Annotated in this window: 19 protein-coding genes; 4 read left to right on the plus strand and 15 right to left on the minus strand. The window is 70.1% G+C overall.

Annotated features, from left to right (window positions below):
* The first annotated feature begins 37 nt into the window (after nt 1-37).
* The gene (locus tag ACZ6C6_RS16165) at nt 38-2,488 is read left to right on the plus strand and encodes a DNA gyrase/topoisomerase IV subunit A (RefSeq protein WP_469203190.1); all 2,451 of its coding nucleotides are present in this window, start codon (nt 38-40) and stop codon (nt 2,486-2,488) included.
* Between the two features lie 30 nt (nt 2,489-2,518).
* On the opposite strand, the gene ACZ6C6_RS16170 is transcribed toward ACZ6C6_RS16165, so the two are convergent.
* Both ACZ6C6_RS16170 and ACZ6C6_RS16175 read right to left on the minus strand, forming a co-directional pair.
* Nucleotides 2,519-3,619, minus strand: a complete 1,101-nt coding sequence (locus tag ACZ6C6_RS16170; protein WP_469203192.1) for a CobW family GTP-binding protein — start codon at nt 3,617-3,619, stop codon at nt 2,519-2,521.
* Between the two features lie 19 nt (nt 3,620-3,638).
* Nucleotides 3,639-4,799: a citrate synthase/methylcitrate synthase gene (locus tag ACZ6C6_RS16175; RefSeq protein WP_469203193.1), complete on the minus strand. Its 1,161-nt coding sequence runs from the start codon at nt 4,797-4,799 to the stop codon at nt 3,639-3,641.
* A 135-nt stretch (nt 4,800-4,934) separates the two neighbouring features.
* Between ACZ6C6_RS16175 and ACZ6C6_RS16180 the strand changes: the two genes are divergently transcribed.
* Complete coding sequence (locus tag ACZ6C6_RS16180) at nt 4,935-6,197, plus strand: citrate/2-methylcitrate synthase (protein WP_469203195.1); 1,263 nt, start codon at nt 4,935-4,937, stop codon at nt 6,195-6,197.
* 40 nt (nt 6,198-6,237) lie between these two features.
* On the opposite strand, the gene ACZ6C6_RS16185 is transcribed toward ACZ6C6_RS16180, so the two are convergent.
* On the minus strand, nt 6,238-7,257 hold the full coding sequence (locus tag ACZ6C6_RS16185; RefSeq protein WP_469203197.1) for a LacI family DNA-binding transcriptional regulator: 1,020 nt from the start codon (nt 7,255-7,257) through the stop codon (nt 6,238-6,240).
* Nucleotides 7,258-7,434: 177 nt separating this feature from the next.
* Between ACZ6C6_RS16185 and ACZ6C6_RS16190 the strand changes: the two genes are divergently transcribed.
* Entirely contained in the window at nt 7,435-7,929 is a 495-nt protein-coding gene (locus ACZ6C6_RS16190; protein ID WP_469203199.1) for a hypothetical protein, read from the plus strand.
* An 18-nt stretch (nt 7,930-7,947) separates the two neighbouring features.
* Here ACZ6C6_RS16190 and ACZ6C6_RS16195 read toward each other — a convergent pair whose 3' ends face one another.
* The 6 genes from ACZ6C6_RS16195 to ACZ6C6_RS16220 all read right to left on the minus strand — a co-directional run bounded on the left by ACZ6C6_RS16195 (nt 7,948) and on the right by ACZ6C6_RS16220 (nt 14,739).
* Entirely contained in the window at nt 7,948-9,540 is a 1,593-nt protein-coding gene (locus tag ACZ6C6_RS16195) for a solute symporter family protein (RefSeq protein ID WP_469203200.1), read from the minus strand.
* On the minus strand, nt 9,537-9,980 hold the full coding sequence (locus tag ACZ6C6_RS16200) for a DUF485 domain-containing protein (protein ID WP_469203346.1): 444 nt from the start codon (nt 9,978-9,980) through the stop codon (nt 9,537-9,539). Before ACZ6C6_RS16200 ends, ACZ6C6_RS16195 begins: the two co-directional genes overlap by 4 nt.
* 131 nt (nt 9,981-10,111) lie before the next feature.
* A complete protein-coding gene (locus tag ACZ6C6_RS16205; RefSeq protein ID WP_469203202.1) occupies nt 10,112-10,789 on the minus strand; it encodes a response regulator in 678 nt (225 codons plus the stop codon).
* Nucleotides 10,786-11,949, minus strand: coding sequence for a sensor histidine kinase (locus ACZ6C6_RS16210; RefSeq protein ID WP_469203205.1), 1,164 nt, complete (start codon nt 11,947-11,949; stop codon nt 10,786-10,788). The genes ACZ6C6_RS16205 and ACZ6C6_RS16210 overlap by 4 nt, the downstream gene beginning before the upstream one ends.
* Entirely contained in the window at nt 11,946-12,464 is a 519-nt protein-coding gene (locus tag ACZ6C6_RS16215; RefSeq protein WP_469203206.1) for a DUF1453 domain-containing protein, read from the minus strand. Before ACZ6C6_RS16215 ends, ACZ6C6_RS16210 begins: the two co-directional genes overlap by 4 nt.
* Nucleotides 12,465-12,618: 154 nt before the next feature.
* Entirely contained in the window at nt 12,619-14,739 is a 2,121-nt protein-coding gene (locus ACZ6C6_RS16220; RefSeq protein WP_469203208.1) for a DNA gyrase/topoisomerase IV subunit B, read from the minus strand.
* A gap of 436 nt (nt 14,740-15,175) precedes the next feature.
* Between ACZ6C6_RS16220 and ACZ6C6_RS16225 the strand changes: the two genes are divergently transcribed.
* The gene (locus ACZ6C6_RS16225; protein ID WP_018105354.1) at nt 15,176-15,406 is read left to right on the plus strand and encodes a DUF7455 domain-containing protein; all 231 of its coding nucleotides are present in this window, start codon (nt 15,176-15,178) and stop codon (nt 15,404-15,406) included.
* A 103-nt stretch (nt 15,407-15,509) separates the two neighbouring features.
* On the opposite strand, the gene ACZ6C6_RS16230 is transcribed toward ACZ6C6_RS16225, so the two are convergent.
* From ACZ6C6_RS16230 to ACZ6C6_RS16255, 6 genes are all read right to left on the minus strand, one after another.
* A complete protein-coding gene (locus ACZ6C6_RS16230; RefSeq protein WP_469203211.1) occupies nt 15,510-16,340 on the minus strand; it encodes a serine protease in 831 nt (276 codons plus the stop codon).
* Nucleotides 16,341-16,503: 163 nt separating this feature from the next.
* Nucleotides 16,504-18,051, minus strand: coding sequence for an RNA polymerase sigma factor (locus tag ACZ6C6_RS16235; RefSeq protein ID WP_026171823.1), 1,548 nt, complete (start codon nt 18,049-18,051; stop codon nt 16,504-16,506).
* Between the two features lie 313 nt (nt 18,052-18,364).
* Nucleotides 18,365-19,276 carry a FadR/GntR family transcriptional regulator gene (locus ACZ6C6_RS16240; protein WP_469203348.1) on the minus strand — a complete coding sequence of 304 codons (912 nt, stop codon included), beginning with the start codon at nt 19,274-19,276 and terminating at the stop codon, nt 18,365-18,367.
* Between the two features lie 136 nt (nt 19,277-19,412).
* The gene (locus ACZ6C6_RS16245) at nt 19,413-21,185 is read right to left on the minus strand and encodes an ABC transporter ATP-binding protein (protein WP_469203212.1); all 1,773 of its coding nucleotides are present in this window, start codon (nt 21,183-21,185) and stop codon (nt 19,413-19,415) included.
* A gap of 196 nt (nt 21,186-21,381) precedes the next feature.
* Nucleotides 21,382-22,146, minus strand: a complete 765-nt coding sequence (locus tag ACZ6C6_RS16250; protein ID WP_469203214.1) for an NUDIX hydrolase — start codon at nt 22,144-22,146, stop codon at nt 21,382-21,384.
* 175 nt (nt 22,147-22,321) lie between these two features.
* On the minus strand, nt 22,322-23,635 hold the full coding sequence (locus ACZ6C6_RS16255) for a DUF4192 domain-containing protein (protein WP_469203217.1): 1,314 nt from the start codon (nt 23,633-23,635) through the stop codon (nt 22,322-22,324).
* Between the last annotated feature and the right edge of the window lie 85 nt (nt 23,636-23,720).

A 23,720-nucleotide genomic window follows, 5' to 3' on the forward strand; every position in this document is an offset into this window, starting at 1 on the left:
TTGCCCGCTCGAAATCCGTGAAGGAGTCGCAGCAGCGATGGCCCGCCGCAGCACGAAGACCCCGCCGCCGGTCGACTTCGAGGAGAAGATCCTCGACATCGACGTCGTCGACGAAATGCAGGGCTCCTTCCTCGAGTACGCGTACTCGGTGATCTACTCACGCGCCCTCCCGGACGCCCGTGACGGCATGAAGCCGGTGCACCGCCGCATCGTGTACCAGATGAACGAGATGGGCCTGCGCCCGGACCGCGGCTTCGTGAAGTGCGCCCGGGTCGTCGGCGAGGTCATGGGCAAGCTGCACCCGCACGGCGACGCGTCGATCTACGACGCGCTGGTGCGCATGGCCCAGCCGTTCTCCATGCGCCTCCCCCTTGTCGACGGGCACGGGAACTTCGGCTCCCTGGGCAACGACGACCCGCCGGCCGCCATGCGGTACACCGAGTGCCGGATGGCCGACGCGACCTCGCTGATGACGGAGTCGATCGACGAGGAGACGGTCGCCTTCCAGTCGAACTACGACGGTCAGGAGCAGGAGCCGGTCGTCCTCCCGGCGGCCTACCCCAACCTCCTGGTCAACGGCACGACCGGGATCGCGGTCGGCATGGCGACCAACATGCCGCCGCACAACCTGGGCGAGGTCATCGCCGCGGCCCGGCATCTGATCAAGCATCCGGGCGCGGACCTGGAGACGCTGATGCGGTACGTCCCCGGTCCCGACCTGCCGACGGGCGGGCGGATCGTGGGCCTCGGCGGCATCAAGGACGCCTACGCCAACGGCCGCGGCACGTTCAAGATCCGTGCCACGGCCACCGTGGAGAACGTCACGCCGCGCCGCAAGGGCCTCGTCGTCACCGAACTGCCCTTCACCGTCGGCCCCGAGAAGGTCATCTCCAAGATCAAGGACCTGGTCTCGGCGAAGAAGCTCCAGGGCATCGCGGACGTCAAGGACCTCACGGACCGCTCGCACGGCCTGCGTCTGGTCATCGAGATCAAGAACGGCTTCGTGCCGGAGGCGGTGCTGGAGCAGCTCTACAAGCTGACGCCGATGGAGGAGTCCTTCGGTATCAACAACGTGGCGCTGGTCGACGGCCAGCCGCTCACGCTGGGCCTGAAGGAGCTGCTGGAGGTCTATCTCGACCACCGCTTCGACGTGGTGCGCCGGCGCAGCGAGTTCCGCCGGACCAAGCGCCGCAACCGGCTGCATCTGGTCGAGGGCCTGCTCGTCGCACTGGTCGACATCGACGAGGTCATCCGGCTCATCCGGTCCAGCGACAATTCGGCGCAGGCGAAGGAGCGGCTCATGGAGCGCTTCTCGCTGAGCGAGATCCAGACGCAGTACATCCTGGACACGCCGCTGCGCCGGCTCACCCGCTTCGACCGGATCGAGCTGGAGAGCGAGCGGGACCGGCTGGACGCCGAGATCGCTGAGCTGACGACGATCCTGGAATCGGACGCCGAGCTGCGCAAGCTGGTCTCCGCGGAACTGGCCGCTGTCGCGAAGAAGTTCGGCACGGCCCGGCGTACGGTGCTGCTGGAGTCGGCCGGTTCGCAGGTCGCGTCGGTGCCGCTGGAGGTGGCGGACGACCCGTGCCGGGTGCTGTTGTCCTCCACGGGCCTGCTGGCGCGTACGGCCAACGACGAACCGGTCGTCACGGCCGAGGGCGCCAAGCGGTCGAAGCACGATGTGATCGTCTCGTCGGTGGTGGCGACGGCTCGTGGGGACGTCGGCGTGGTGACGTCCGGCGGGCGGCTGCTGCGGCTCCCGGTGATCGATCTGCCCCAGCTGCCGGACACGCACGCGGCGCCCAATCTGTCGGGCGGGGCGACGGTCGGCGAGTTCCTGACCCTGGAGGCGGACGAGGACGTCGTCTGCCTCACCACGCTCGACGAGGCGTCACCGGGTCTCGCCATCGGCACGCTGCAGGGCGTCGTCAAGCGGGTGGTGCCGGACTACCCGGCCAACAAGGACGAGCTGGAGGTCATCACCCTCAAGGACGGTGACCGGATCGTCGGCGCGGTGGAGCTGCGGACGGGCGAGGAGGACCTGGTCTTCATCACGTCGGACGCGCAGCTCCTGCGCTACCCGGCGGCGCAGGTGCGTCCGCAGGGGCGGCCGGCCGGCGGTATGGCAGGCGTCAAGCTGGCGGCGGGGGCCAGGGTGCTGTCGTTCGCGGCGGTGGACCCGGCGGCGGACGCCGCGGTGTTCACGGTCGCCGGTTCGCACGGCACCCTGGACGACTCGGTCCTGACCTGCAAGCTCACGCCCTTCGACCAGTATCCGCGCAAGGGCCGGGCGACCGGTGGGGTGCGCTGCCAGCGATTCCTGAAGGGCGAGGACGTGCTGGTGTTCGCCTGGGCGGGCGCGCTGCCGGCCAGGGCGGCGCAGAAGAACGGCGCCCCGGCGTCGCTGCCCGAGCCCGACCCGCGGCGCGACGGTTCCGGGACGCCGCTGGAGAGCCCGGTCGCGGTGATCGCCGGCCCGGCGTAGGCCGTCCGGCCCGGCGGCGGAGCGGCGCCCCTACGCGTCGTCGTCGCCGGGCTGTTGTACGTAACGCAGGACGCCCCACATGGCTCGCTCGTGTGCGGCGTCCTGCGGCGTTTCCCCGGCCGGGTCGTCCGTAACCGCGCTGGATGCCAGTTCCTCGCGCAGGGCCGGTACGTCGATGCCGGAGCCGATCAGGACGAGCTGGGTCCGCTTCGGTTCGCCGCACCCCCAGGGCCTGGGGGTGAACCGCAGGAACCTGCCTACGGCGTGCACCCCGTACGCGTTGGCGGGGTCGCCCGCACCAAAATCGACGTACCCCTTGATGCGGTACAGCCCCTCGGGCCGTGAGTCGAGGAACCGCATCAGCCTGCGGGGGTCCATCGGCACGTCGGAGTCGAAGTCGACGCTCTCGTACGCGGTGTGGGCATGGCCGCCGTGCCCGTCGCCGTCCTCCGCCGCGCGCTCCTCCAGGTAGAGGTCCTCGAAGGTGAGCTGGCGGGCCTTCTCCTCGCCGTCGGGGCGCAGCGCCGGGTCGAAGAGCAGTTCGGGGTCGATGCGCCCGTAGGTGGCCGGGATGACCGCCGCAGTACTTCCGGTCTCCGCGACGGCCTTCCGGATGCGGGCGCACTCCTCGTCACCGGCCCGGTCCGTCTTGTTGAGCACGACGAGATCGGCCACGGCGAGATGGCGGCCGATCTCCGGATGGCGCTCCCGGGTCGCCTCGAACTCGGCGGCGTCGACCACCTCGACCAGTCCCCCGTACACGATGTGCGGGTTGTCGCTGGCGAGGATCATGCGGACGAGTTCCTGCGGCTCGGCGAGGCCGCTCGCCTCGATGACGATGACGTCGAGCCGGGCGGAGGGCCGGGTCAGGGTCTCCAGATAGGTGTCGAGTTCGCTCGCGTCGACCGCGCAGCACAGGCAGCCGCCGCCCAGCGACACGGTGGACCCGACCTGTCCGGAGACCGTCATGGCGTCGATCTCGATGGCCCCGAAGTCATTGACGATCACGCCGATCCGGTTGCCCGCGCGGTGGAGCAGGAGGTGATTGAGCAGCGTCGTCTTGCCGGATCCCAGGAAACCCGCGAGGACGACGACGGGGATACGGGGGCGAGGGGGCGACGACGAGCTCAACGGGTGCCTTCCTGCGGGGTCAGACAGCCGGGACCGGCTGCGGCGGGGGCGGGCCGACGTAACGGGCCGCCGGGCGGATGATCTTGGAGTCCTCCGCCTGTTCCAGGATATTGGCGCTCCAGCCCACGACCCGCGCCGTGCAGAAGGTCGGCGTGAACATCTCACGCGGCAGCCCGCACAGCTCCATGACCACTCCGGCATAGAACTCCACGTTGGTGTGCAGCTCGCGTCCCGGTTTGAGCTCGGCGAGGATCGCCTCGACCTGGCGCTCCACCTCGACGGCGAAGTCGACGAGCGGGCCTCCGAAGCCCTGGGCGATGGACCGGAGCATGCGCGAGCGGGGGTCCTCGGTGCGGTAGACCGGGTGGCCGAAGCCCATGATGCGGTCCCCGGCGAGGACCCGTTCACGGATCCAGCCGTCGATGCGGTCGGGGGTGCCGATCGCGTCGAGCGTGTCCAGGGCACGGCTGGGCGCGCCGCCGTGCAGGGGGCCGGAGAGCGCTCCGACGGCGGCCACCAGGCAGGCTGCGACGTCCGCCCCCGTCGAGGCGACGACCCGTCCGGTGAACGTCGAGGCGTTGAAGCCGTGGTCCACGGTGGAGATCAGATACTGCTCGACCGCCCTGGCCCGGTCCTCGTCCGGAACGGAACCGGTGAGCATGTACAGGTAGTTGGCCGCGTGCGGCAGGTCGGCGCGCGGCTCGACGGGTTCGAGGCCCTGGCCGAGGCGATGGAGGGCGGTCAGCACGGTGGGGACGGCGGCGCAGACGGCCAGGGCGTCGGCCCGGCGCCGGTCCGCGTCGATGTCGTACACCGGCCGGAATCCGGCCGACGCGCCGAGCAGGGAGAGCGCGGTACGCAGCCCGGACAGCGGGCCCGACACCGCGCTCGCACGCGCTATGGCGGGCAGGGCCTCGCGTACGGCGTCGGGCAGGACGCGCAGGGCGGCGGTGCGGGCGACGAAGTCGGCGCGAGCTTCAGGGCCGGGCAACTCGCCCTCCGTCATGAGGTACCAGACGTCCTCGAAGCCACGGGCCTGCGCCAGCTCGACCGCCGAGTACTGGCGGTAGTGGTAGAAGCCCTCACGGCCCCGCACGTCCCCGAGCGCCGTATCGGTCACGACGACACCCGCGAGACCTCGGGGGACGTCGAGCGGTGTTCCGCCGGTCATGGTCGTCATTGCTTCCTCCGTGGACAGTCGGGTGACTCCTTGATATTGATTCGACTGTCCATGCATGACTGGATTTCTGTCAATGTTGATTGAATCAATGTATAGGCATGGATACCGGGGACGGCATATGGATACGGTGTCGACATGACGGAGCGATCAGAGGCGGACGGGCAGCGGCTCACGACGCGGGAGACAGCGCAGCGTCTGGGGGTGAAGCCCGAGACGGTGTACGCGTACGTCAGCCGGGGCCAGCTGAGCAGCAGCCGCGCGCCGGGCGGTCGCGGCAGCACGTTCGACGCGGCGGAGGTGGACGCACTGGCCCGGCGTACGGGGCGCAGGGAGGCGGCCCCTGCCCCGGGCGAACCGGCCGTCCGTACCGGCATCACCCTCATCTGCGACGACCGCTACTACTTCCGGGGCGTGGACGCGACGGAGCTGGCCACGCGCCATGCGTACGAGGAGGTCGCCGAGTGGCTGTGGACCGGCGAGCTGCGGCCGGGCATCCGCTTCACGGCTCCGGAGCAGGCGGTGGCCGCAGCCCGGCGAGCCGTCGACGCGCTGCCCGTTCACTGCGGGTCCACGGACCGGCTCCGGCTGGCGGTGGTGGCCGCCGCTGCCGCCGATCCGCTGCGCTTCGACCTGTCGCGCGAGACGGTGCTCGGCGGCGCGCGCAGCTTGATCCCGGCGCTGGTCGCGGCGCTGCCGACGATGGCTGATGGCGAGCACCGCACCCCGGGGCCGGGCGCACCCGCCGGTCTGGCGGCCCAACTGTGGCCGAAACTCACCGCCCGTCGCCCCGACGAGCCGTCACTCGCCGCGCTGGACACCGCGCTTGCGCTGCTCATCGATCACGACCTGGCCGCTTCGACGCTGGCGGCCAGGGTCGCCGCATCGGCCCGGGCCCATCCGTACGCGGTGGTGTCGGCGGGGCTCGGCGTGCTGGAAGGCCCCTTGCACGGGGCGGCGAGCGGGCTGGCCCACCGCATGCTGGCCGAGGTCCTGGAGCGTGGCGGCGCCGCGCCGGTGGTGGCGGACCATCTGCGGGCCGGGCGCCGGGTGCCGGGGCTCGGACACCGGCTGTACACGGGCGAGGACCCCCGCGCCCGTACGCTGTTCGGCCTGCTCGAACGCATCCCGAAGGCCGGACCGGCCCTGGCCGCCGCCCGCGACGTGGTGGCCACCACCGCCCGGGACGTGCCTCTGCACGCCAACGTCGACCTGGCGCTGGCCGTGCTCTCGGTTGCTTCGGGCATGCCCGCGGAAGCGGGAGAGACGGTGTTCGCGATCTCCCGTACGGCGGGCTGGATCGCGCACGCGCTGGAGGAGTACGAGGAACGCCCCCTGCGAATGCGCCCCAGCGGGCACTACACGGGGCCCCGGCCGCCCCAGCCCCTCCCGTCCCCGTAAGCGCGCAATTGGCAGCTCCGGGGGTGCAAAATCACGACGGTCAGCGGGAAGCTGTGCGCGGAGGCTGGGCCGTGGAACCCCGGACGACCAGTTCCGGTTCGAAGAGAAGCTCGTCCGACGGCACGGCGCGACCGCCGATCTGCACGGAAAGCAGCTCCACCGCGGCTCGCCCCATCGCCTCGATCGGCTGGCGGACCGTGGTGAGCGGGGGCTCGGTGCAGTTCATGAAGGCCGAGTCGTCGTACCCCACGACGGACACGTCGTCGGGCACCGACAGCCCCCGCCGCCTCGCCGCGCGCACGGCCCCGAGGGCCAGCGGGTCGCTGGCGCAGATGAAGCCGGTAACGCCCTCGTCCAGCAGTCGCGAGGCGGCGGCCTGCCCGCCCTCCAGCGAGAACATCGCCCGGGTCACCCACTCGTCCGGAATGGTCGTGCCGGATTCCTCCGCCAGCACGCGGGCGGCGGCCAGCTTGCGCTGCGAGGGCATGTGGTCCGAGGGGCCGAGCACCAGACCGATGCGCTCGTGGCCCAGCGACACCAGATGGCGCCACGCCTGCTCGACGGCCACGGAGTCGTCGCAGGAGACGCAGGGGAAGCCGAGGTGGGCGATGGCCGCGTTGATCAGGACGACGGGGATCTTGCGGTCGGCCAGCACCTTGTAGTGGTCGTGAGGGGCGTCGGCCTGGGCGTAGAGACCACCGGCGAAGACCACGCCCGAGACCTGCTGCTGCAGAAGCAGTTCGACGTAGTCCGCCTCGGAGACGCCCCCCTTGGTCTGGGTACAGAGGACCGGAGTGAGGCCCTGCTGTGCGAGCGCGCCGCCGACGACCTCGGCGAAGGCGGGGAAGATCGGGTTCTGCAGTTCGGGCAGGACGAGGCCGACCAGGCGGGCCCGTTCACCGCGCAACTGGGTCGGGCGCTCGTAACCGAGGACGTCCAGCGCGGAGAGGACAGCCTGCCGCGTGGCGTCGGAAACGCCCGGCTTGCCGTTGAGCACCCGGCTGACCGTGGCCTCGCTGACTCCAACCTTCTGTGCCACCTGAGCAAGTCGTCGCGTCATACGCGCAAGATTAGCGCAAGAAACGCAAGTAGATTGCGTGGGGTCGGGATCAGAGACGAATTTCAGCAACTCCCGGTGGGCACGCTCTCCGCTCCCTCACCGGCGCCACCGTACCCGCCGTCGCCCGGCCCGGGCACCCCTCGGGACAGGAGTCGAAGTGCCCCTACTCTCGGAGGCATGAACGAGTTCGAGGGAGCCGACGGCCGGCACCTGTCCCTGACCAACGGCGGTACAGCGGTGTTCGTGGACGTGCTCACGTTCGCGGTCTCGGAGCTGGCCAGGGAACCCTGGGATTTCCGCTTCGCCGCCCTGCTGACACTGCAGAACCAGAACGTGATGGGGCGCGGTGTGGTCGGCTTCGATCTGGAAGAGCTCGACTGGGGCGACTCACCGCAGGAGGCCGCCGCTGCCAAGGACTTCCTGCTGCGCGTCCTCGATCTGGCCCTGACCCACCACCGATGGGACGAGCTGACGTACGAGCCGCCCCGGGTCGAGGGCTACTTGCGCACCTACCGGGCGATGGTCGAGGACTTCGACCCCGCCACCGCGAAGGCGGGTGAGAACGTCCTGCCCGGCCCGCAGGAGGCCGCCATGGCCTCCTGCGCACGTCACCGCGTCCTGAACGGGCTGCCGTTCTGGGAGGAGTGCGTGTTCTGCACGGACGGAGTCTGACCGCGGGGACGCCAACGCTCAGACTGCCCCGGCGCCGGTCATCGCACGCACCTCGATCTCCGCGTGCTTGGCGGCGTCCGGCGGCTCGTTCGCGGTGACCGTCCCGATCCAGCCGGCGAGGAAGCCCAGCGGAATGGAGACCAGGCCGGGGTTCTCCAGGGGGAAGACCTGGAAGTCGACGCCGGGGAAGAGCGAGCTGGGGCTGCCGGAAACGACCGGGGAAAGCGCCACGAGCAGCACGGCGGGGATCAGCCCGCCGTAGACGGACCAGACCGCCCCGCGCGTGGTGAAGTTCCGCCAGAACAGCGAGTAGAGCAGGACCGGAAGATTCGCCGACGCGGCGACGGCGAACGCGAGCCCCACCAGAAACGCCACGTTGAGATCCTGGGCGAGCAGGCCCAGCCCGATGGCGGCGACGCCGATGCCTGCCGCCGCCACCCGCGCGACGGCCACCTCGCTGCGCTGCTTGGCGCCGGGCCGCTTGAGCGACGCGTAGAGATCGTGGGCGACGGATGCCGACGAGGCGAGGGTGATCCCGGCGACGACGGCGAGGATGGTCGCGAAGGCGACGGCGGCGACCACGGCGAAGAGGATCGTCCCCCCGGTGGAGCCCTCACCCCCACCCAGCACCATGGCCAGCAACGGCACAGCCGTGTTCCCCGCGGCATTCGACTCCCGTACGTCGGCCGAGCCGACCAGCGCGGCGGCCCCGAACCCGAGCACGATGGTCATCAGGTAGAAGCTGCCGATGAGGCCGATGGACCAGACGACGGACCGGCGGGCGGCGCGGGCGGTGGGGACGGTGTAGAAGCGGGACAGGATGTGCGGGAGCCCCGCCGTGCCCAGCACCAGGGCGAGGCCGAGGCTGATGAAGTCGATGCGCGCCGTCCAGCTCCCGCCGTACCGGAGACCGGGCGACAGGAAGTCCTTGCCGTAGCCGCTGCGGTCGGCGGCGGAGTTGAGCAACGCGTTGAAGTTGCCGTGGAAATGGACCAGCACGAGCACGGTGAGTACTACGGTGCCGGCCATCAGCAGGACGGCCTTGACGATCTGGATCCAGGTGGTGGCGCGCATCCCGCCGAGCGAGACGTACACCACCATGAGCGCCCCGACGCCGACGACGGTCCAGGAGCGGGCGGCGCCGCTCGTGCCGCCGAGAAGCAGCGCGACCAGACTGCCGGCACCGACCATCTGCGCCACCAGATAGAGCACCGACACGGTGACGGAGGACGTCCCCGCGGCGATGCGGACCGGGCGCTCCGCCATCCGGGCCGCGACCACGTCGGCGAGGGTGAACCGACCGCAGTTGCGCACGAGTTCGGCGACGAGCAGCAGGACCACGAGCCAGGCGACCAGGAAGCCGACCGAATACAGCATGCCGTCGTAGCCGAAGAGGGCGATGAGCCCGGAGATGCCCAGGAAGGACGCGGCGGACATGTAGTCGCCCGCGATGGCGAAACCGTTCTCCATGGGCGAGAACAGTCGGCCACCCGCGTAGAACTCCTCCGCCGAGCCGTGCCTGTTGCGGCTCACCCACGTGGTGATGCCCAGAGTGACCGCGATGAAGGCGCTGAACAACAGCAGCGCCAGGGTCTGGTGGTCACCGCTCAACGCCCGGCCCCCCGCGTCATCTCCTGCGTCTCCCACCGCAGATCGAGCGCGGCCCGGTCCCTGCGCAGCCGCGCGTGCCGTGCGTACGCCCCGGTGAGCAGGAACGTCGTCAGGAACTGGCCGATCCCCACGACCATCGCCACATTGACCGCCCCGGCGACCGGACGCGCCATCAGCCCGGGTGCGGTCACCGCCGTGACGACATAGGCGAGGTACCAGACGAAGAAGGCCGTGGTGGCGGGCACGACGAAACGCCGGTAGCGACGGCGCACCTCCTGGAACGCCTCGCTGCGCTGCACCTCCAGATAGATGTCGGCCGCGCTGCGGCCACCGCGCTGTGCGGCCGGTCCGGGCACCACGGCGGGCGTGGAGCCGACCGCGCCGTCCGGCTCGCCCCACCCGGAGGTCAGCGTGTCGTCCCACGGGTCGTCGAGCCGCATCGCTGCGGACTCCCGCCCTGCTTCCTTCTCCACCGAACAACTCCCCTTGTCCACGAGCCACTTCGGCCGTGTATCCAAGAATGGGCAGATCGGGAAGATCCAGGGCACTTCATTCGCGAGACTTCACCTCTTCAGGTGAAGGTTCTCCCGGGCGGGCGCACCATCCCCCGCATGTACGCATAGCGCACCGCCTGAGCCCGGTCGCGCAGGCCCGCCTTGGCGAAGAGGTTGTTGATGTGGCTCTTCACCGTGGCCTGCGAGATGTGGAGGGCGCGGGCGATGTCCGCGTTGGACATGCCCTCGGCGATCAGGACCAGCACCTCGGCCTCCCGGGGAGTCATCCCGTCCGGCGGCTCCGGCTCACCGCCGCCACCGGTCCCGTCAGGCCCCTCGGTCACCCGCTCCAGGAGCCGGCGCTGCACCGTCGGCGAGAGACCCGCCTCGCCCGAGAGGACGGCGTGGACGGCCCTCACGATCTCGTCGCCCCCGGCGTCCTTGGTGAGGTAGCCCCGCGCCCCGGCCCTGAGCGCGGGGAACAGGGAGTCGTCGTCCGCGAAGGTCGTGAGCACCACGACCTGCGTGCCGGGGAACTCCTCACGGATGCGCCGGGTCGCCTCCACCCCGTCGCAGCGGGGCATCCGCAGGTCCATCAGCACCACGTCCGGCGCGTGCTCGGCCACCTGCGCGACCGCTTCCTCCCCGTCCTTCGCCGATCCGACGACCTCGATGCCTGGCAGCAGGCCGAGCAGCATGACGATGCCCTCCCGTACCACCGCCTGGTCGTCGGCCACCACCACCCGCGCCGTCATGCGGGCACCCGCAGACTCACCACGAACCCCTCCTTGCCCGGGCCTGCCTCCAGCGTGCCGCCCAGCAACTCGGCACGCTCCCGCATCCCGAGCAGACCGTATCCGGAACCGCTGACAGCCAGGCCCCCTTCCGGACTCCGTCCTCCCGAGTCCTTGACCTCCAGCACGACGAAGTCGGGCTGGTACTCCAGCCGGAGCTGCACCCGGGCTCCGGGCGCGTGTTTGCGCACATTGGTCAGGGCCTCCTGGGCCACCCGCCGGACCGCCTGGGACGCCTGGGCGGTCAGTGTGCGCCGCTCCCCCTCGACCCTGACCTCGGCCGGCTCAGCCGTCACCAGCTGCCTCAGGAAGTCCTCCACCGGTGACACCTCGCCCCGTAGCGCGGAGAGCGCCTGACGCGTCTCGGAGAGGCCCTCGCGGGCCATCGACCGGGCCGCGACCACCCGTTGCAGGACCTGGTCCCGGAACTCCCCGGCGGGTTCTCTCTCGATCAGCAGGCGTGCGGCCTCCAGGTGCACCAACTGCGCGGACAGGCTGTGGGCCAGCACATCGTGAATCTCCCGGGCGATCCTGGAACGCTCGTCCAGCGCGGCCCGCTCCGCCTCCGCGACCCGGGCCGCCCGTTCCTGGGCGAGCAGCCGTCGCGCGCTGCCACGGGCCTCGGCGTCCAGCCGGAGCACATACCCGGCGAGGCAGAGACCGCCCGTGGTCACCGCGGTGGTCAGCCAGTCGTCGGTGTCGACCACCACGTAGGCACCGAGAGCCACCGCTGTGGCCGGAACTCCCGCCACCAGGGGGAGCCGTTCCAGAGCGGTGACGGCGCACGCGCACCAGAGCACCGCAGCAGGCACCGTGGCCCCCGCCCGCCCTGCCCAGAATCCGGCCAGCACGAGCATTCCGAGCAGACCGAGCGACGGCCACAGGCGGTTGCCACGAGTTGTCCGGAAGAAAGCGAAGGCGAGCAGCGCGCAGACGACCACCCCGATCAGCCCGACGACGATCTCCCAGGGCCCGAACAGCCCGCTGGTGAAGGTCCCCCACAGCATCAGAGTGAGCAGGCCGGCCCGCACGGACCAGGCGATCACGCTGCGCGGGCGGGTGCGGGTGTCCCGGGCGAGCGCCTCCCTCGACGGCCAGCTCGTCCAGGCCTCGGGTGTCACACGCGGTCCTTCCGCTCCTGCCGCACCGCGGCGCCGACGACGGGCCCACCGTGCGGTCCGGATATCGCCGCGGCCCGGCGCGCCAGCAGTCCCTCCCGTATCAGCAGAGCCGCCGCGAGGGCCGCCATCAAGGCGGGGCTGCCCTGATGCACGTCCAGCATCACCGCGACGCCGTACAGAGCCGCCCGCAGGCTCAGCCCGCCCGCCCAGACCAGAGCCGTGGCCCTGGAACCCTTGCTCCACAGGGAGCCGTCCTCAGCACGCCAGACACGGGAGGTCCACGCCCATCCGGCACCCGTGACCAGCCCGACGACGAGCTCGGCGCCCAGGACGACGGCCGAGGCTGTCCGATGGTGCGGGTCGAGGAGTCCGGGCTCCCGCAGGGCCACGAGAAACAGCACGCCGGGCAGCACCCACCAGCGCCGATCGCCTGAGATCCGTTGCGCCGTGCACTGACGGACCACGACGAGGACGATGACCGCGATGATCACCAGGGCGTTGACGAGCCCGGCCATGGGCGCCTCCGAGACGCGAGAAGTTCTGCGCCTCCGAAGCTACGGAAGAGCCCGCCCCAGCGGATCGGCTCCCGGGTGGATCACGGGTGGAGATGTCGTCTCCACCCACGGGTGGAGACGACATCCGGACACCGGCCCGGGCCCGTGGCGAAGCTCAGACGTCGATGCGCGAGCGGTCCAGCGTCGCCGCCGAGCTGGTGATGAACTCCTTGCGCGGTGCCACTTCGTTGCCCATCAGCAGGTCGAAGACCTTCTCGCTGGACTCCAGGTCACCGATGTTGATCCGCCGCAACGTGCGGTGCCGGGGGTCCATCGTCGTCTCCGCCAGCTGGTCCGCGTCCATCTCGCCCAGCCCCTTGTAGCGCTGGATCGAGTCCTTGTAGCGGATGTTCTTGCGCTGGAGCTCCAGCAGGCGCTGGCGCAGCTCGTTGTCCGAGTAGGTGTAGATGTACTTGTCCTGGCCCTTCTTGGGCTGGACCAGTTCGATCCGGTGAAGCGGCGGCACTGCGGCGAACACCCGGCCCGCCTCGACCATCGGCCGCATGTACCGCTGGAAGAGCGTCAGCAGCAGGATCCGGATGTGGGCGCCGTCGACATCGGCGTCGACCAGCAGGACGATCTTGCCGTACCGGGCAGCGTCGATGTCGAAGGTGCGCCCGGAACCGGCTCCTATGACCTGGATGATCGCACCGCACTCGGCGTTCTTCAGCATGTCGGAAACCGACGCCTTCTGAACGTTGAGGATCTTGCCACGAATCGGCAGGAGTGCCTGGAACTCGCTGTTCCGGGCGAGCTTCGCCGTACCGAGCGCGGAGTCGCCCTCCACGATGAACAGCTCGCTGCGCTCGACGTCATCGCTGCGGCAGTCAGCGAGCTTGGCCGGCAGGGAGGACGACTCCAGCGCCGTCTTGCGGCGCTGCGCGTCCTTGTGCTGGCGGGCCGCGATCCGGGTGCGAGCGGCCGCCACCGCCTTGTCGAGGACGGCCCTGGCCTGGGCTTTCGCGTCCCGCTTGGTGGAAGTCAGGAACGCCTTGAGCTCCTTGGCCACGACGTTGGCGACGATCCGGTTGGCCGCCGAGGTGCCGAGCACTTCCTTCGTCTGGCCCTCGAACTGCGGCTCTGCCAGGCGTACGGTCACGACCGCGGTGAGGCCCTCCAGGGCGTCGTCCTTGACGATGTCGTCCTCCGCCACGCGCAGCAGCTTCGCGGAGCGCAGCACCTCGTTGACGGTCTTCGTGACGGAGCGCTCGAACCCGGTCACGTGGGTGCCGCCCTTGGGGGTGGCGATGATGTTGACGAAGGACTTCACGTTGGTCTCGTACCCGGTGCCCCAGCGCAGCGCGATGTCCACGCCCAGTTCGCGGGTGACCTCGGTGGGCGTCATGTGTCCGCGATCGTCCAGGACCGGGACGGTCTCCTTGAACGTGCCCTGGCCGGACAGGCGCAGGACGTCGCAGACAGCCTTGTCCTGGGCCAGGTAGTCGCAGAACTCGCTGATGCCTCCGTCGAAGCGGAAGGTCTCTTCCGTCTTGCCCGCTCCGTCCAGGCCACGCTCGTCGCGCACGACGATGGTCAGGCCGGGGACGAGGAAGGCCGTCTGGCGGGCCCGCTGGTGAAGCGTCTCCAGATTGAGCTTGGCGTCCTTGAGGAAGATCTGCCGGTCGGACCAGTACCGCACCCGTGTCCCGGTGCGCGTCTTCGGGACACGCTTGCCCTTGCGCAGTCCGTTGGCCGGATCGAACGGGCTGTCCGGGCCCTGCTCGGTGAAGATCCCGGGGACACCGCGCCGGAAGCTGATCGAGTGGGTCGCGCTGTTGCGGTCGACCTCGACGTCGAGCCTGGCGGAGAGGGCATTGACCACGGAGGCGCCCACACCGTGCAGGCCGCCGGACGCGGCGTAGGAGCCGCCACCGAACTTGCCTCCGGCGTGCAGCTTGGTCATGACGACCTCGACGCCGGAAAGACCCGTCTTGGGCTCGACATCGATCGGGATGCCGCGGCCGTTGTCCTGGACCTCGACGGAGTTGTCGTCGTGGAGTACGACCTCGATGTGATCGCAGTAGCCACCGAGGGCTTCGTCGACGGAGTTGTCGATGATCTCCCAGAGGCAGTGCATGAGACCGCGGCTGTCGGTGGACCCGATGTACATACCCGGGCGCTTGCGAACCGCTTCGAGCCCCTCGAGTACGAGCAGGTGCCGCGCGGTGTAGTTGGAACCGTCTCGGTCTGCTCCGGTCAGCAGCGCAGTGGACGGCACGGACGTATCGGCGGTCACGCGGTTCGCTCCTCGCTGAATTTCATTTGGGGCCCTGTGGGTCACGGGCTCGGCTTCGGTGCCGCTGTGAGGGTACCGATGCCTGGTAGAGCGGGTGAAACGCCACCCTAGAAGAACCTCACCCTAAACCAGAATCGCATGCACGTTCGATCCCCTCGCAGGGGTGACGTGCACATCACGTTCCCTTCCAGGCATGAACCATTTAGGCTCCGGGCACGTCCTCATGAACAACCGGCAAGCCAGCCGGCCCGGACCGACCCAAGCCAAAGCAACGCGAAACCCGTAGCGCCACGCAATACGGCACATTCGCCGCGAACCGGCAACAGACAGCCATCCCGAGAAGAAGTTTCGAAGAAAAGCCACGAGCGGGAACGTTTTCGGCCTGGTTGGATGTTGACCCTGGTACGACAGCTCGTCGAGCTAGAGAAGAGGCGACGTGACTACTGTTCTGACCCCCGCGAGCCCGCTGACCGCAGCAGACCGCTGTGACCGTTGCGGCGCCCAGGCCTACCTGCGCGTCGTCCTCATCAGTGGCGGTGAACTGCTCTTCTGCGCCCACCACGGTCGCAAGTTCGAGCCGGAACTCAAGAAGATCGCCGCGGAAATACAGGATGAGACGGACCGACTGACGGCCGTGCAGGCCCAAGCCGCCGAAGAGGAACACTGACACCTCTGCATCCACGACGAGCCAGGGGCCGGTCCCGGACCGGCCGACGGGCGGCCTCCCATGAGGGAAGCCGCCCGTTCTCGTACCTGCGGAGTCCGCGCCTTCAGTCGGCGTTCGCCATCCAACCGATGGCGGCGGAGATCCGCGTGTAGACACCGGGGCTCCCAGCACGCCCGCAACCGTTCCCCCACGACACCAGCCCCACGAGGCGGCCCTGCGCCACCAGAGGGCCTCCGCTGTCTCCCTGGCAGGCGTCGTACCCGCCCTCGGGTTCGCCGGCGCAGAGCATCGACGAGGCGTCGTACGTCCCCGTGCTGCCGCCCGGGTACGCCTGCCGGCAAGAGCTGTCGGGCAGGATGTCCACCTGGGCGGACCTGAGTGACGACGCGTAGTCGCCGTACCCGGTGGTGTCACCCCACCCGTAGACGACGGCGGGAGTCCCTGCCCGGTACGCCGAGTCACCGGTTTCGGCCAGGGGGATCGTGTCCCCTTGGGGGAGCGCCTCGGAAAGGGTGAGCACCGCGACGTCGCCGCTGTTGGTGGCGGCGTCGAACCCGGGGTTCACCCACGTCCCGCTCACCGGGATCTCCTTGCCCCCCGTGCCGTTCAGCTCGTCCCGGCCGGAGATGATCCGCAGATCGCTCACGCGGCTCACGTCAGTGCCCAGCGCCTCCTTGCTCAGGCAGTGGGCGGCGGTGAGGACCTTCTTCGGCTCGACCACGACACCGCCGCAGAACTGACCGGCCCGGGTACCCCCGAACCGGTCACGGCTGGACAGCGCCACCACCCAGGGGCTGTCCGCCACGTGGGCGGGCCGGCCTCCGATGATGATGCTGTCGGCGGCCGCCGGAGCGGGGGAAGCGAGCGGTATCACGGCCGTGGTAGCGGCAAGGGCGAGCGCCCCGGTCAAGGCGCGGACGACAGTGCGGGACATGCGTACTCCTGACTCTGTGATGGACCATGCCTACCCAGAGTCATTCCAGCGACACTGATGCGCACCTCCGCCTCCAACCCCGGCGGAGGTGCGGGGTGCGACGCGGCGAGGGCCCGGATCCCATGGGATCCGGGCCCTCGCCGCGTCGTGACGCCGATACGGCCTAGTCGAGGTAGTCCCGCAGAACCTGCGAGCGCGACGGGTGGCGAAGCTTCGACATGGTCTTGGACTCGATCTGACGGATGCGCTCGCGCGTCACTCCGTAGACCTTGCCGATCTCGTCCAGCGTCTTCGGCTGTCCGTCGGTGAGGCCGAAGCGCATGGAGACCACGCCCGCCTCACGCTCGGAGAGGGTGTCCAGCACCGAGTGGAGCTGCTCCTGGAGGAGCGTGAAGCTCACCGCGTCGGCCGGGACGACCGCCTCGGAGTCCTCGATCAGGTCACCGAACTCGCTGTCCCCGTCCTCACCCAGCGGGGTGTGGAGGGAGATCGGCTCGCGGCCGTACTTCTGGACCTCGATGACCTTCTCGGGGGTCATGTCGAGTTCCTTGGCCAGCTCCTCCGGGGTGGGCTCGCGGCCCAGGTCCTGGAGCATCTGACGCTGGACACGTGCGAGCTTGTTGATGACCTCGACCATGTGCACCGGAATACGGATGGTGCGTGCCTGGTCGGCCATGGCGCGGGTGATCGCCTGACGGATCCACCAGGTGGCGTACGTGGAGAACTTGTAGCCCTTGGTGTAGTCGAACTTCTCCACGGCGCGGATCAGGCCGAGGTTGCCCTCCTGGATCAGGTCCAGGAAGAGCATGCCGCGACCGGTGTAGCGCTTGGCCAGCGACACCACGAGACGGAGGTTGGCCTCCAGCAGGTGGTTCTTGGCGCGACGACCGTCCTCGGCGATGATCTCCAGCTCGCGCTTGAGCTTGGGGGCGAGCTTGTCGGAGTTCGCCAGCTTGTCCTCGGCGAACAGACCCGCCTCAATGCGCTTGGCGAGCTCGACCTCCTGCTCGGCGTTGAGGAGCGGGACCTTACCGATCTGCTTGAGGTAGTCCTTGACGGGGTCGGCGGTGGCACCGGCGACGGCGACCTGCTGCGCGGGCGCGTCGTCCTCGTCGTCGTCGGAGAGGACGAAGCCCTTGTTCTCGCCCTCGCCCTCCTCTTCCTCGCCCTTGCCGGCCTTGACCTCCTCGACGACGTCGTCGCCGTCGAGAATCTCCTCGTCCTGCTTGCCGGCCTTCTTGGAGGCCGTCTTCTTGGCCGCCGTCTTCTTCACGGCGGTCTTCTTGGCTGCCGTCTTCTTGGCTGCGGCCTTCTTCGCGGGCGCGGCCGCGGGAGCCTCCTCGGCAGCCGGGTCCGCGGGCTCGGCGGAGGGTGCGGCGGGCGCCGCCACAGTCCGCGTCACCGTCGTCTTGGCCGCGACGGTCTTGGTGGCGGTGCGCTTGGCCGGGCTCTTCGCTGCAACGCTCTTGCGGGCGCGCTTCGACGGCTCCGCGGCACTGACCATCAGCGTCACACCCTCTTCCTCGAGGATCTGGTTGAGGCTGCGCAGAACGTTCTTCCACTGGGTTGGCGGAATCTGGTCAGCCTCGAAGGCCCGACGCACGTCATCGCCGGCGATCTGCCCATCAGCCTTTCCCCGCTCAATGAGCGCCATCACAGATTCGGACTCGGCGATCTCCGGCGGGAGCGTACGGGATGTGCTGGCCGACACGAACAACCTCTCGGAACGATGGAAACGGCTTCCGGTCCGGCCCGGAGAGGGCTGGAACCGACGACCGACGGGCGGGGAATGCACCGACGGCGCGGGCTTGGCCTCAGAACTGCACAGCGCCCTGGGCGGCTGCTGTATTCCTTCTGCGACGGTCACCTCTTAAGTCATCGCGCTGTTTCAAGGAGTGTTACGGCCGTTCCGCGTGGCCCGAGTCACACCCCATTTGCGATGAACGCGACCAAGGCGACATCTCTCCGCCCTGCGCCGCCGGGGCCCGACGGCACAGGGCGCGTCCACGCTGCCCGCGCCGCAGTCAGTGCTCGCGCGGCGCGGGAACCACGCGTTCCGCCTCATGGTGCCCGACCAGCAACTGGCGCATGGCCGCCTCGGCGCCCGCCGAGTCGCCGGACGCGAGAGCGTCCACAATGCGCGCGTGCAGGGCGAGCGACGCCTCGCTGGGCCGGTCACACGCGGTGGCCGGACCGCCGGACACCTGCAGCGCCGCGGAGACGATCCCGGAAAGGTGCTCCAGCATGCGGTTGCCCGCGGCCTGGATGAGCAGGGAGTGGAACTCGGCGTCGGCGCGGGCGCACGTGATCATGTCGCCCTGTCCGAGCGCGTGCCCCATGATCTCGACCATGTCGACAAGTCGCTGCTGAAGATCCTCGCGCCCATGGCCTGCGGCGAGGCGCGCGGCAAGTGGCTCGATCGTCCACCTGAGATCACCCAGCTCGCGACGCTGGTCATCACGCTGCGGGCCGAAGGCGCGCCATTCGATGATGTCGGCGTCGAGCAGATTCCAGTCACTGACCGGCCGCACCCGGGTACCGACATTGGGGCGGGCACTGACCAGCCCCTTCGCCTCCAGTACGCGCAGCGATTCCCGCACGACGGTCCGGGAGACCTCGAAACGCTGGCCGATCTCCTCGGGCACCAGGGGGCGGTCCGCACCGAGGTCGCCGGAGACGATCATCTGCCCGAGCTGCTGAACAAGTTGGCCATGGAGTCCGCGGCCACGGCTGGCCGACCCCCGTCGGCCCACCCGGCCGAGTTCGGCTTCGGCCCCGTCCCAGGAGCGCGCGGCGGCGCGCTCGCCGGCCGGCGCCTCCGCGTACGAGTAACGGTCGAGTTCACCCGGGCCGGCGAGGCCGGAATCGGCGGAGCGGGCGGTGGTCATCATGGTGTGCGCAAGGGTACTCACGCATCCTTTGTCGGCGGGTCCCATCCGCCCCTTGAGGTCTTTGCTGAAAAGCACACGAAAGGGTGATCGGCACCCGCCCCTCAATTGACGCCTTACTGGTATAAACCGGATGTTTCGCAGTCCGGGCTGCGGAGAGGCCGCCCCCCACCCCGCCGCGTACTCACCAACGCACCCGCGCCCGAAGGCTGGTGAGAAGAAACGCACAGGTCAGAGCGGAGAGGGACAGCGCCAGGGCTACTCCCACGGGATGCGCCACGATCCGCGCACCGGCCAACATCCACCGGTCCACCTCCCCCGGCCACTGAAGCCAGGCCAGGTCCCGCAGCCGATCCGGAAGCCCAGTCATCGAACGCGCGCTCGCCACCTTCGGCATCCGCTCGACGAGCGGCACCAGCACCACGGGTACGGCGAGCACGGCGGCGATGCCCGCAGTCGTCACCCGGAAGACACCGGCGGCCAGCAGCCCCGCCCAGGCGCAACCCACGGTCAGGGCGGACCAGCTCACCGCCAGCGGCACCACGTTCGAGGGGACGTCGAGCATGCTCCCGCCGTACACGACACGCAGAGACGCAGCCGAGCCGAGCACGACGAGCAGCGCGAGCAGGAGGGCGACTCCCCCGGACACCACCAGCTTGGCGAGGAGCAGCCCGAGTCTGCGCGGCACACTCCCCCGCCCCGCGGCGAGCGCCGGATAGCGGAACTCGTCACCGAAGGAGAGCGCCCCGAGGAGCCCGGCCCCGAGTGCGGCGGGCGGAAGCGGCAGCAGCGAGGGCCAGGCGGCGATCACATGGACGAGCGGGGCGCGGCCGTCGCGGGCCAGCAGTACGGAGAGACCTGCGGAAACGACCAGGACGGCGGCCAGGATCACGGCTGTCGTCCGCACACCGAACAGGCGGCGCAGTTCGTACCGCACCGGCCTCAGCGGCCCCCGGGCCGGGCGCCGCCTGATCGACGGCGGGACCTCGCACCGCGCGGCGGGCCGCACGGGGTGGGAGCAGGTGCCGGAGCGGTCATCGACGGTGCGGTGGCCGGCAGGGGCATCGGTCACGCCCACGGACCGCATGTCGCCCACTTCGTCAGCGAGCTGGTGCACGGGAAGCCCGTGCCGGAAGGCGGCGTCACCCACTTCCGCGCAGTTGCTGCCGTATACGGAGAGCCGGTTGCCCGCCCCCTCGGTGACGACCTCTACGGACCGCCGCGCAGCACGCGCTTCCCGGCTGACGATCACGGCGAGGCGGGCGGCCTGCGGGGAGCGGACCGCCACACGAGGCCGCAGGCGGGTGCGGGAAAAGGCCGCCCCGTCCTGGTCGGCGACCACGCGCCCACCGTCGAGGGTGACCACATGGCCTGCAGAGCGTGCGGCCTCCCTGGGGTCCCTGGTCGCGAACAGCACTGTTCCGCCGCGCTCGGCGTGGGTGCGCAGCATCCCGTGCATCCAGTCGGCCTCCTTCGGCGCCAGCCCTTCCACCGGATCGTCAAGAAGGAGCGTGTGCGGGTCCCCGAGCAACGCGCAGGCGAGCGCCAGCCGACGATCCATGCCCAGGGAGAGCGTGGCGATGCGCTGGTCCCTCAGGCCGGCGAGGCCCACCGCGTCGAGCAGTTCGTCGGCCCTGGATACGGGCACGCCTGCCGCGGCGCAGAGCATGCGGAGTTGCCCTCGAACGGTGCGTGCGGGGTGCCCCGGGACGTCACCCAGCACCACACCCACCTCACCGGCCGGGTTCGGAACGCGATGCAGCGGCCGGCCTCGGAAGTAGGCCACTCCACGCCCTGGCTCCAGTTCGAGCATCAGCCGCAAGGCCGCGGTCTTTCCGGAACCCGGCGCCCCCAGCAGGGCGGTGACACATCCCGGCTCCGCGTCGAAGGTGAGGTCGTGCACGGCGGGGGCTTGTCCACGGGAGGGGGTGCTGGTGAGTCCGATGGCCTGGAGCATCGCTTCTCTCGCAGGAACGGGGACGGCGAAGGCGGAGCCGCCCGGCGGCGAGTGAGTACCGCAGCACGATAACCCGACATATCGGACTTTTTACGCAAGGCGGGCCGCGCCGCGCCCGGCGCCTCTACCGGCGGGAAAGGCCGGGGCCCTTCTTCTGGATCAGTCCGCCGGCCCGCCACGACTCAAATGCAGGACCCTAGACCTCGGGCCTCAGCATCGGCGGGTTGAGCACCGTCGCCGTGCCCGACCGGAACAACTGGGCCGGGCGGCCCCCCTGCCTGGTGGTCGTCCCCCCGGTCGGCACCAGGAAGCCCGGTGTACCCGTCACCTTGCGGTGGAAATTCCTCGGGTCCAGCACCACGCCCCACACCGCCTCGTACACCCGGCGCAGCTCACCGACCGTGAAGGCGGGCGGGCAGAAGGCAGTGGCCAGCGAGGAGTACTCGATCTTGGACCGGGCCCGCTCGACCCCGTCGGCGAGGATCCTCGCGTGATCGAAGGCCAACGGCGCCTGGTGCTCGCCGTCGGGTGCGTAGCCGCCCTCGGGTCCGAGCAGGTCCTCGACGGGCGCCCATCGTGCGCTGTTCGCGTCGCCGCCCGCCCTGGGAGCGGGCAGATCAGGGGCCAACGCGAGATGGGCGACGCTGACAACCCTCATCCTCGGGTCCCGGGCGGGGTCCCCGTACGTGGCGAGCTGTTCCAGGTGAGCGCCGTTGCCTACGGCCGGGGCGGCCGAATCCTGTGCGCACAGGCCCGTCTCCTCGACAAGCTCACGGGCCGCTGCGGCGCCGAGATCCTCATCGGCCCTGACGAAACCGCCCGGCAGGGCCCACCTGCTCTGGAACGGGGTCTCACCCCGGCGTACCACCAGCGCACAGAGGGCGTGCCGACGCACCGTGAGCACCACCAGGTCGACGGTGACGGCGAACGGCGGAAAAGTCGACGGGTCGTAGGGCGGCATGCCGTGATCATAGTCGTCTTCCTGACGATAAACACTCCCTTCCTGATGACTCTTCATCAGCCTCCGGAGCCACTCCCCCGGCGCCTGAAAGACCGCGCGCCGCCCATCCCATGTCGACGCGCGGCCTACGCCGGGGCCTCGCGTGCAGCGCCGGGGCCCCGGCGTCGCAGCGGTCTCAACGTCGTCCGGTCCTGGTCCCGCGACGACCTTGCGCCCCGGGCCGGGCAGGCCGCCGCCTGTCCGCCGGGCCGGGGCCGGGGCCGGGCCTAGTGGAACCAGAACGCGTCCTGGCGCGCCCGGCCGGCCTCACCCGTGCGGGACGGGCCCCCGCGACCCGTTCCGCACGGCGGCCATGCCGGGCTGCCCGCGCGCTGCGCTCGCCGCGCAGACAGCGCCGCAGGGTTTCCGGGTCGAGCCCCTGGTTGCACGCCTCGTGCAGCAGTTGCGCGAAGGTGTAATGCGGATCGAGGCGCAGGGCGAGCCCCAGCGCGACGCGCGCAGCCGGTTCGTCGCCGGTCGACCAGGAGACCCAGCCCGCAAGGGTGAGAGGAGCCGCGGCGTGCTCTTCGTACGGGGCGACGCAGCGACGGGCCAGCGCCCGCCAGAGCCTCAGGGCGGCATGCGCCTTCGGCCCTTCCATCCACTCCGCCGCCCTGTCGCGGGCCTCCCTGTCCTGGAGACCGAGGATCATCGACGCGGCCTCCTCGTCGCTGATCAGTCTGTCGTCGTTGATGTCCGCGAGGGACGGTGCCGTCACGGGCGCCTTCCCGAGGCGGTCGATCAGGCGGCCGGCGAGCTTCAGCGTTTCACCGCCCAGCTCCTGGCGACGTTCCTGGTCGAGCAGCAACGGCACCATCGCACTGCCCGCAGCATCCAGGGCACGCAGTTGGGCGCCGGCCGATGCGCGAGTGAGCGGTGTGAGCCTCGCCTCCATCTCGCGCAAGGATCCCCGCACCTGAATGCCCGCATAGGTGGCCGCCGCCGCCATCACCGAGGTGCCGGGCATAGCCAGCAGGTTGCCTTCTGCCGGGCAGCAGCGGGCATCGGGGCAGACATAGGACCAGAAGCGGTTGCCTGAGATGCACAGCACTTCGAGGACGGGTACGTCCAGCGCTCCGCACGCCGTACGCAACCGCTGAGCCAACGGCCGCAGGCGCTCCATGGTCTGATTGCCCGTCTCGCCGTCCACCGGATCCTGACAGAGGAAGACGACGATGGCGTCGGGCCGGGCCTCACGCCGCTCGCTTCCCTTGATCAGACACTCGGCGAGCTGGTCGGCGACCGTCGGCCATTCCAGCGGGGACTGCGGGATGCCGAGCCTGAGCCTGGATCCGAACCGGCCTCGGCCACCATGCAGAGCGACCATGACCACACTGTCGCTCGGGTGAAAGCCCATGAGATAGGGAAGAGCGTCGGCCAGCTCGGCCGGGCCTCGCAGGGTGATCTGCTGTTCCTCGGAGGGACCGGTTGATTCGGGGTGCTTGTTCATGGCCAGACCATCTCGCGGACCACAAACTTTCGCTACTCCCTGTGGATAACTTGTCCACAGGGAGTGATCGACTGTTCGCGGTTGT

This window comes from Streptomyces sp. NPDC041814, assembly GCF_055590565.1.

What these genes read in the sequence shown, in the direction of transcription:
- ACZ6C6_RS16165 (WP_469203190.1), top strand. Translation starts at nt 38, where the DNA reads ATGGCCCGCCGCAGCACGAAGACCCCGCCGCCGGTCGACTTCGAGGAG.
- ACZ6C6_RS16175 (WP_469203193.1), bottom strand. Translation starts at nt 4,799, where the DNA reads ATGACGACCATGACCGGCGGAACACCGCTCGACGTCCCCCGAGGTCTC.
- ACZ6C6_RS16180 (WP_469203195.1), top strand. Translation starts at nt 4,935, where the DNA reads ATGACGGAGCGATCAGAGGCGGACGGGCAGCGGCTCACGACGCGGGAG.
- ACZ6C6_RS16185 (WP_469203197.1), bottom strand. Translation starts at nt 7,257, where the DNA reads ATGACGCGACGACTTGCTCAGGTGGCACAGAAGGTTGGAGTCAGCGAG.
- ACZ6C6_RS16190 (WP_469203199.1), top strand. Translation starts at nt 7,435, where the DNA reads ATGAACGAGTTCGAGGGAGCCGACGGCCGGCACCTGTCCCTGACCAAC.
- ACZ6C6_RS16200 (WP_469203346.1), bottom strand. Translation starts at nt 9,980, where the DNA reads ATGCGGCTCGACGACCCGTGGGACGACACGCTGACCTCCGGGTGGGGC.
- ACZ6C6_RS16205 (WP_469203202.1), bottom strand. Translation starts at nt 10,789, where the DNA reads ATGACGGCGCGGGTGGTGGTGGCCGACGACCAGGCGGTGGTACGGGAG.
- ACZ6C6_RS16215 (WP_469203206.1), bottom strand. Translation starts at nt 12,464, where the DNA reads ATGGCCGGGCTCGTCAACGCCCTGGTGATCATCGCGGTCATCGTCCTC.
- ACZ6C6_RS16230 (WP_469203211.1), bottom strand. Translation starts at nt 16,340, where the DNA reads ATGTCCCGCACTGTCGTCCGCGCCTTGACCGGGGCGCTCGCCCTTGCC.
- ACZ6C6_RS16240 (WP_469203348.1), bottom strand. Translation starts at nt 19,276, where the DNA reads ATGGGACCCGCCGACAAAGGATGCGTGAGTACCCTTGCGCACACCATG.
- ACZ6C6_RS16245 (WP_469203212.1), bottom strand. Translation starts at nt 21,185, where the DNA reads ATGCTCCAGGCCATCGGACTCACCAGCACCCCCTCCCGTGGACAAGCC.
- ACZ6C6_RS16250 (WP_469203214.1), bottom strand. Translation starts at nt 22,146, where the DNA reads ATGCCGCCCTACGACCCGTCGACTTTTCCGCCGTTCGCCGTCACCGTC.
- ACZ6C6_RS16255 (WP_469203217.1), bottom strand. Translation starts at nt 23,635, where the DNA reads ATGAACAAGCACCCCGAATCAACCGGTCCCTCCGAGGAACAGCAGATC.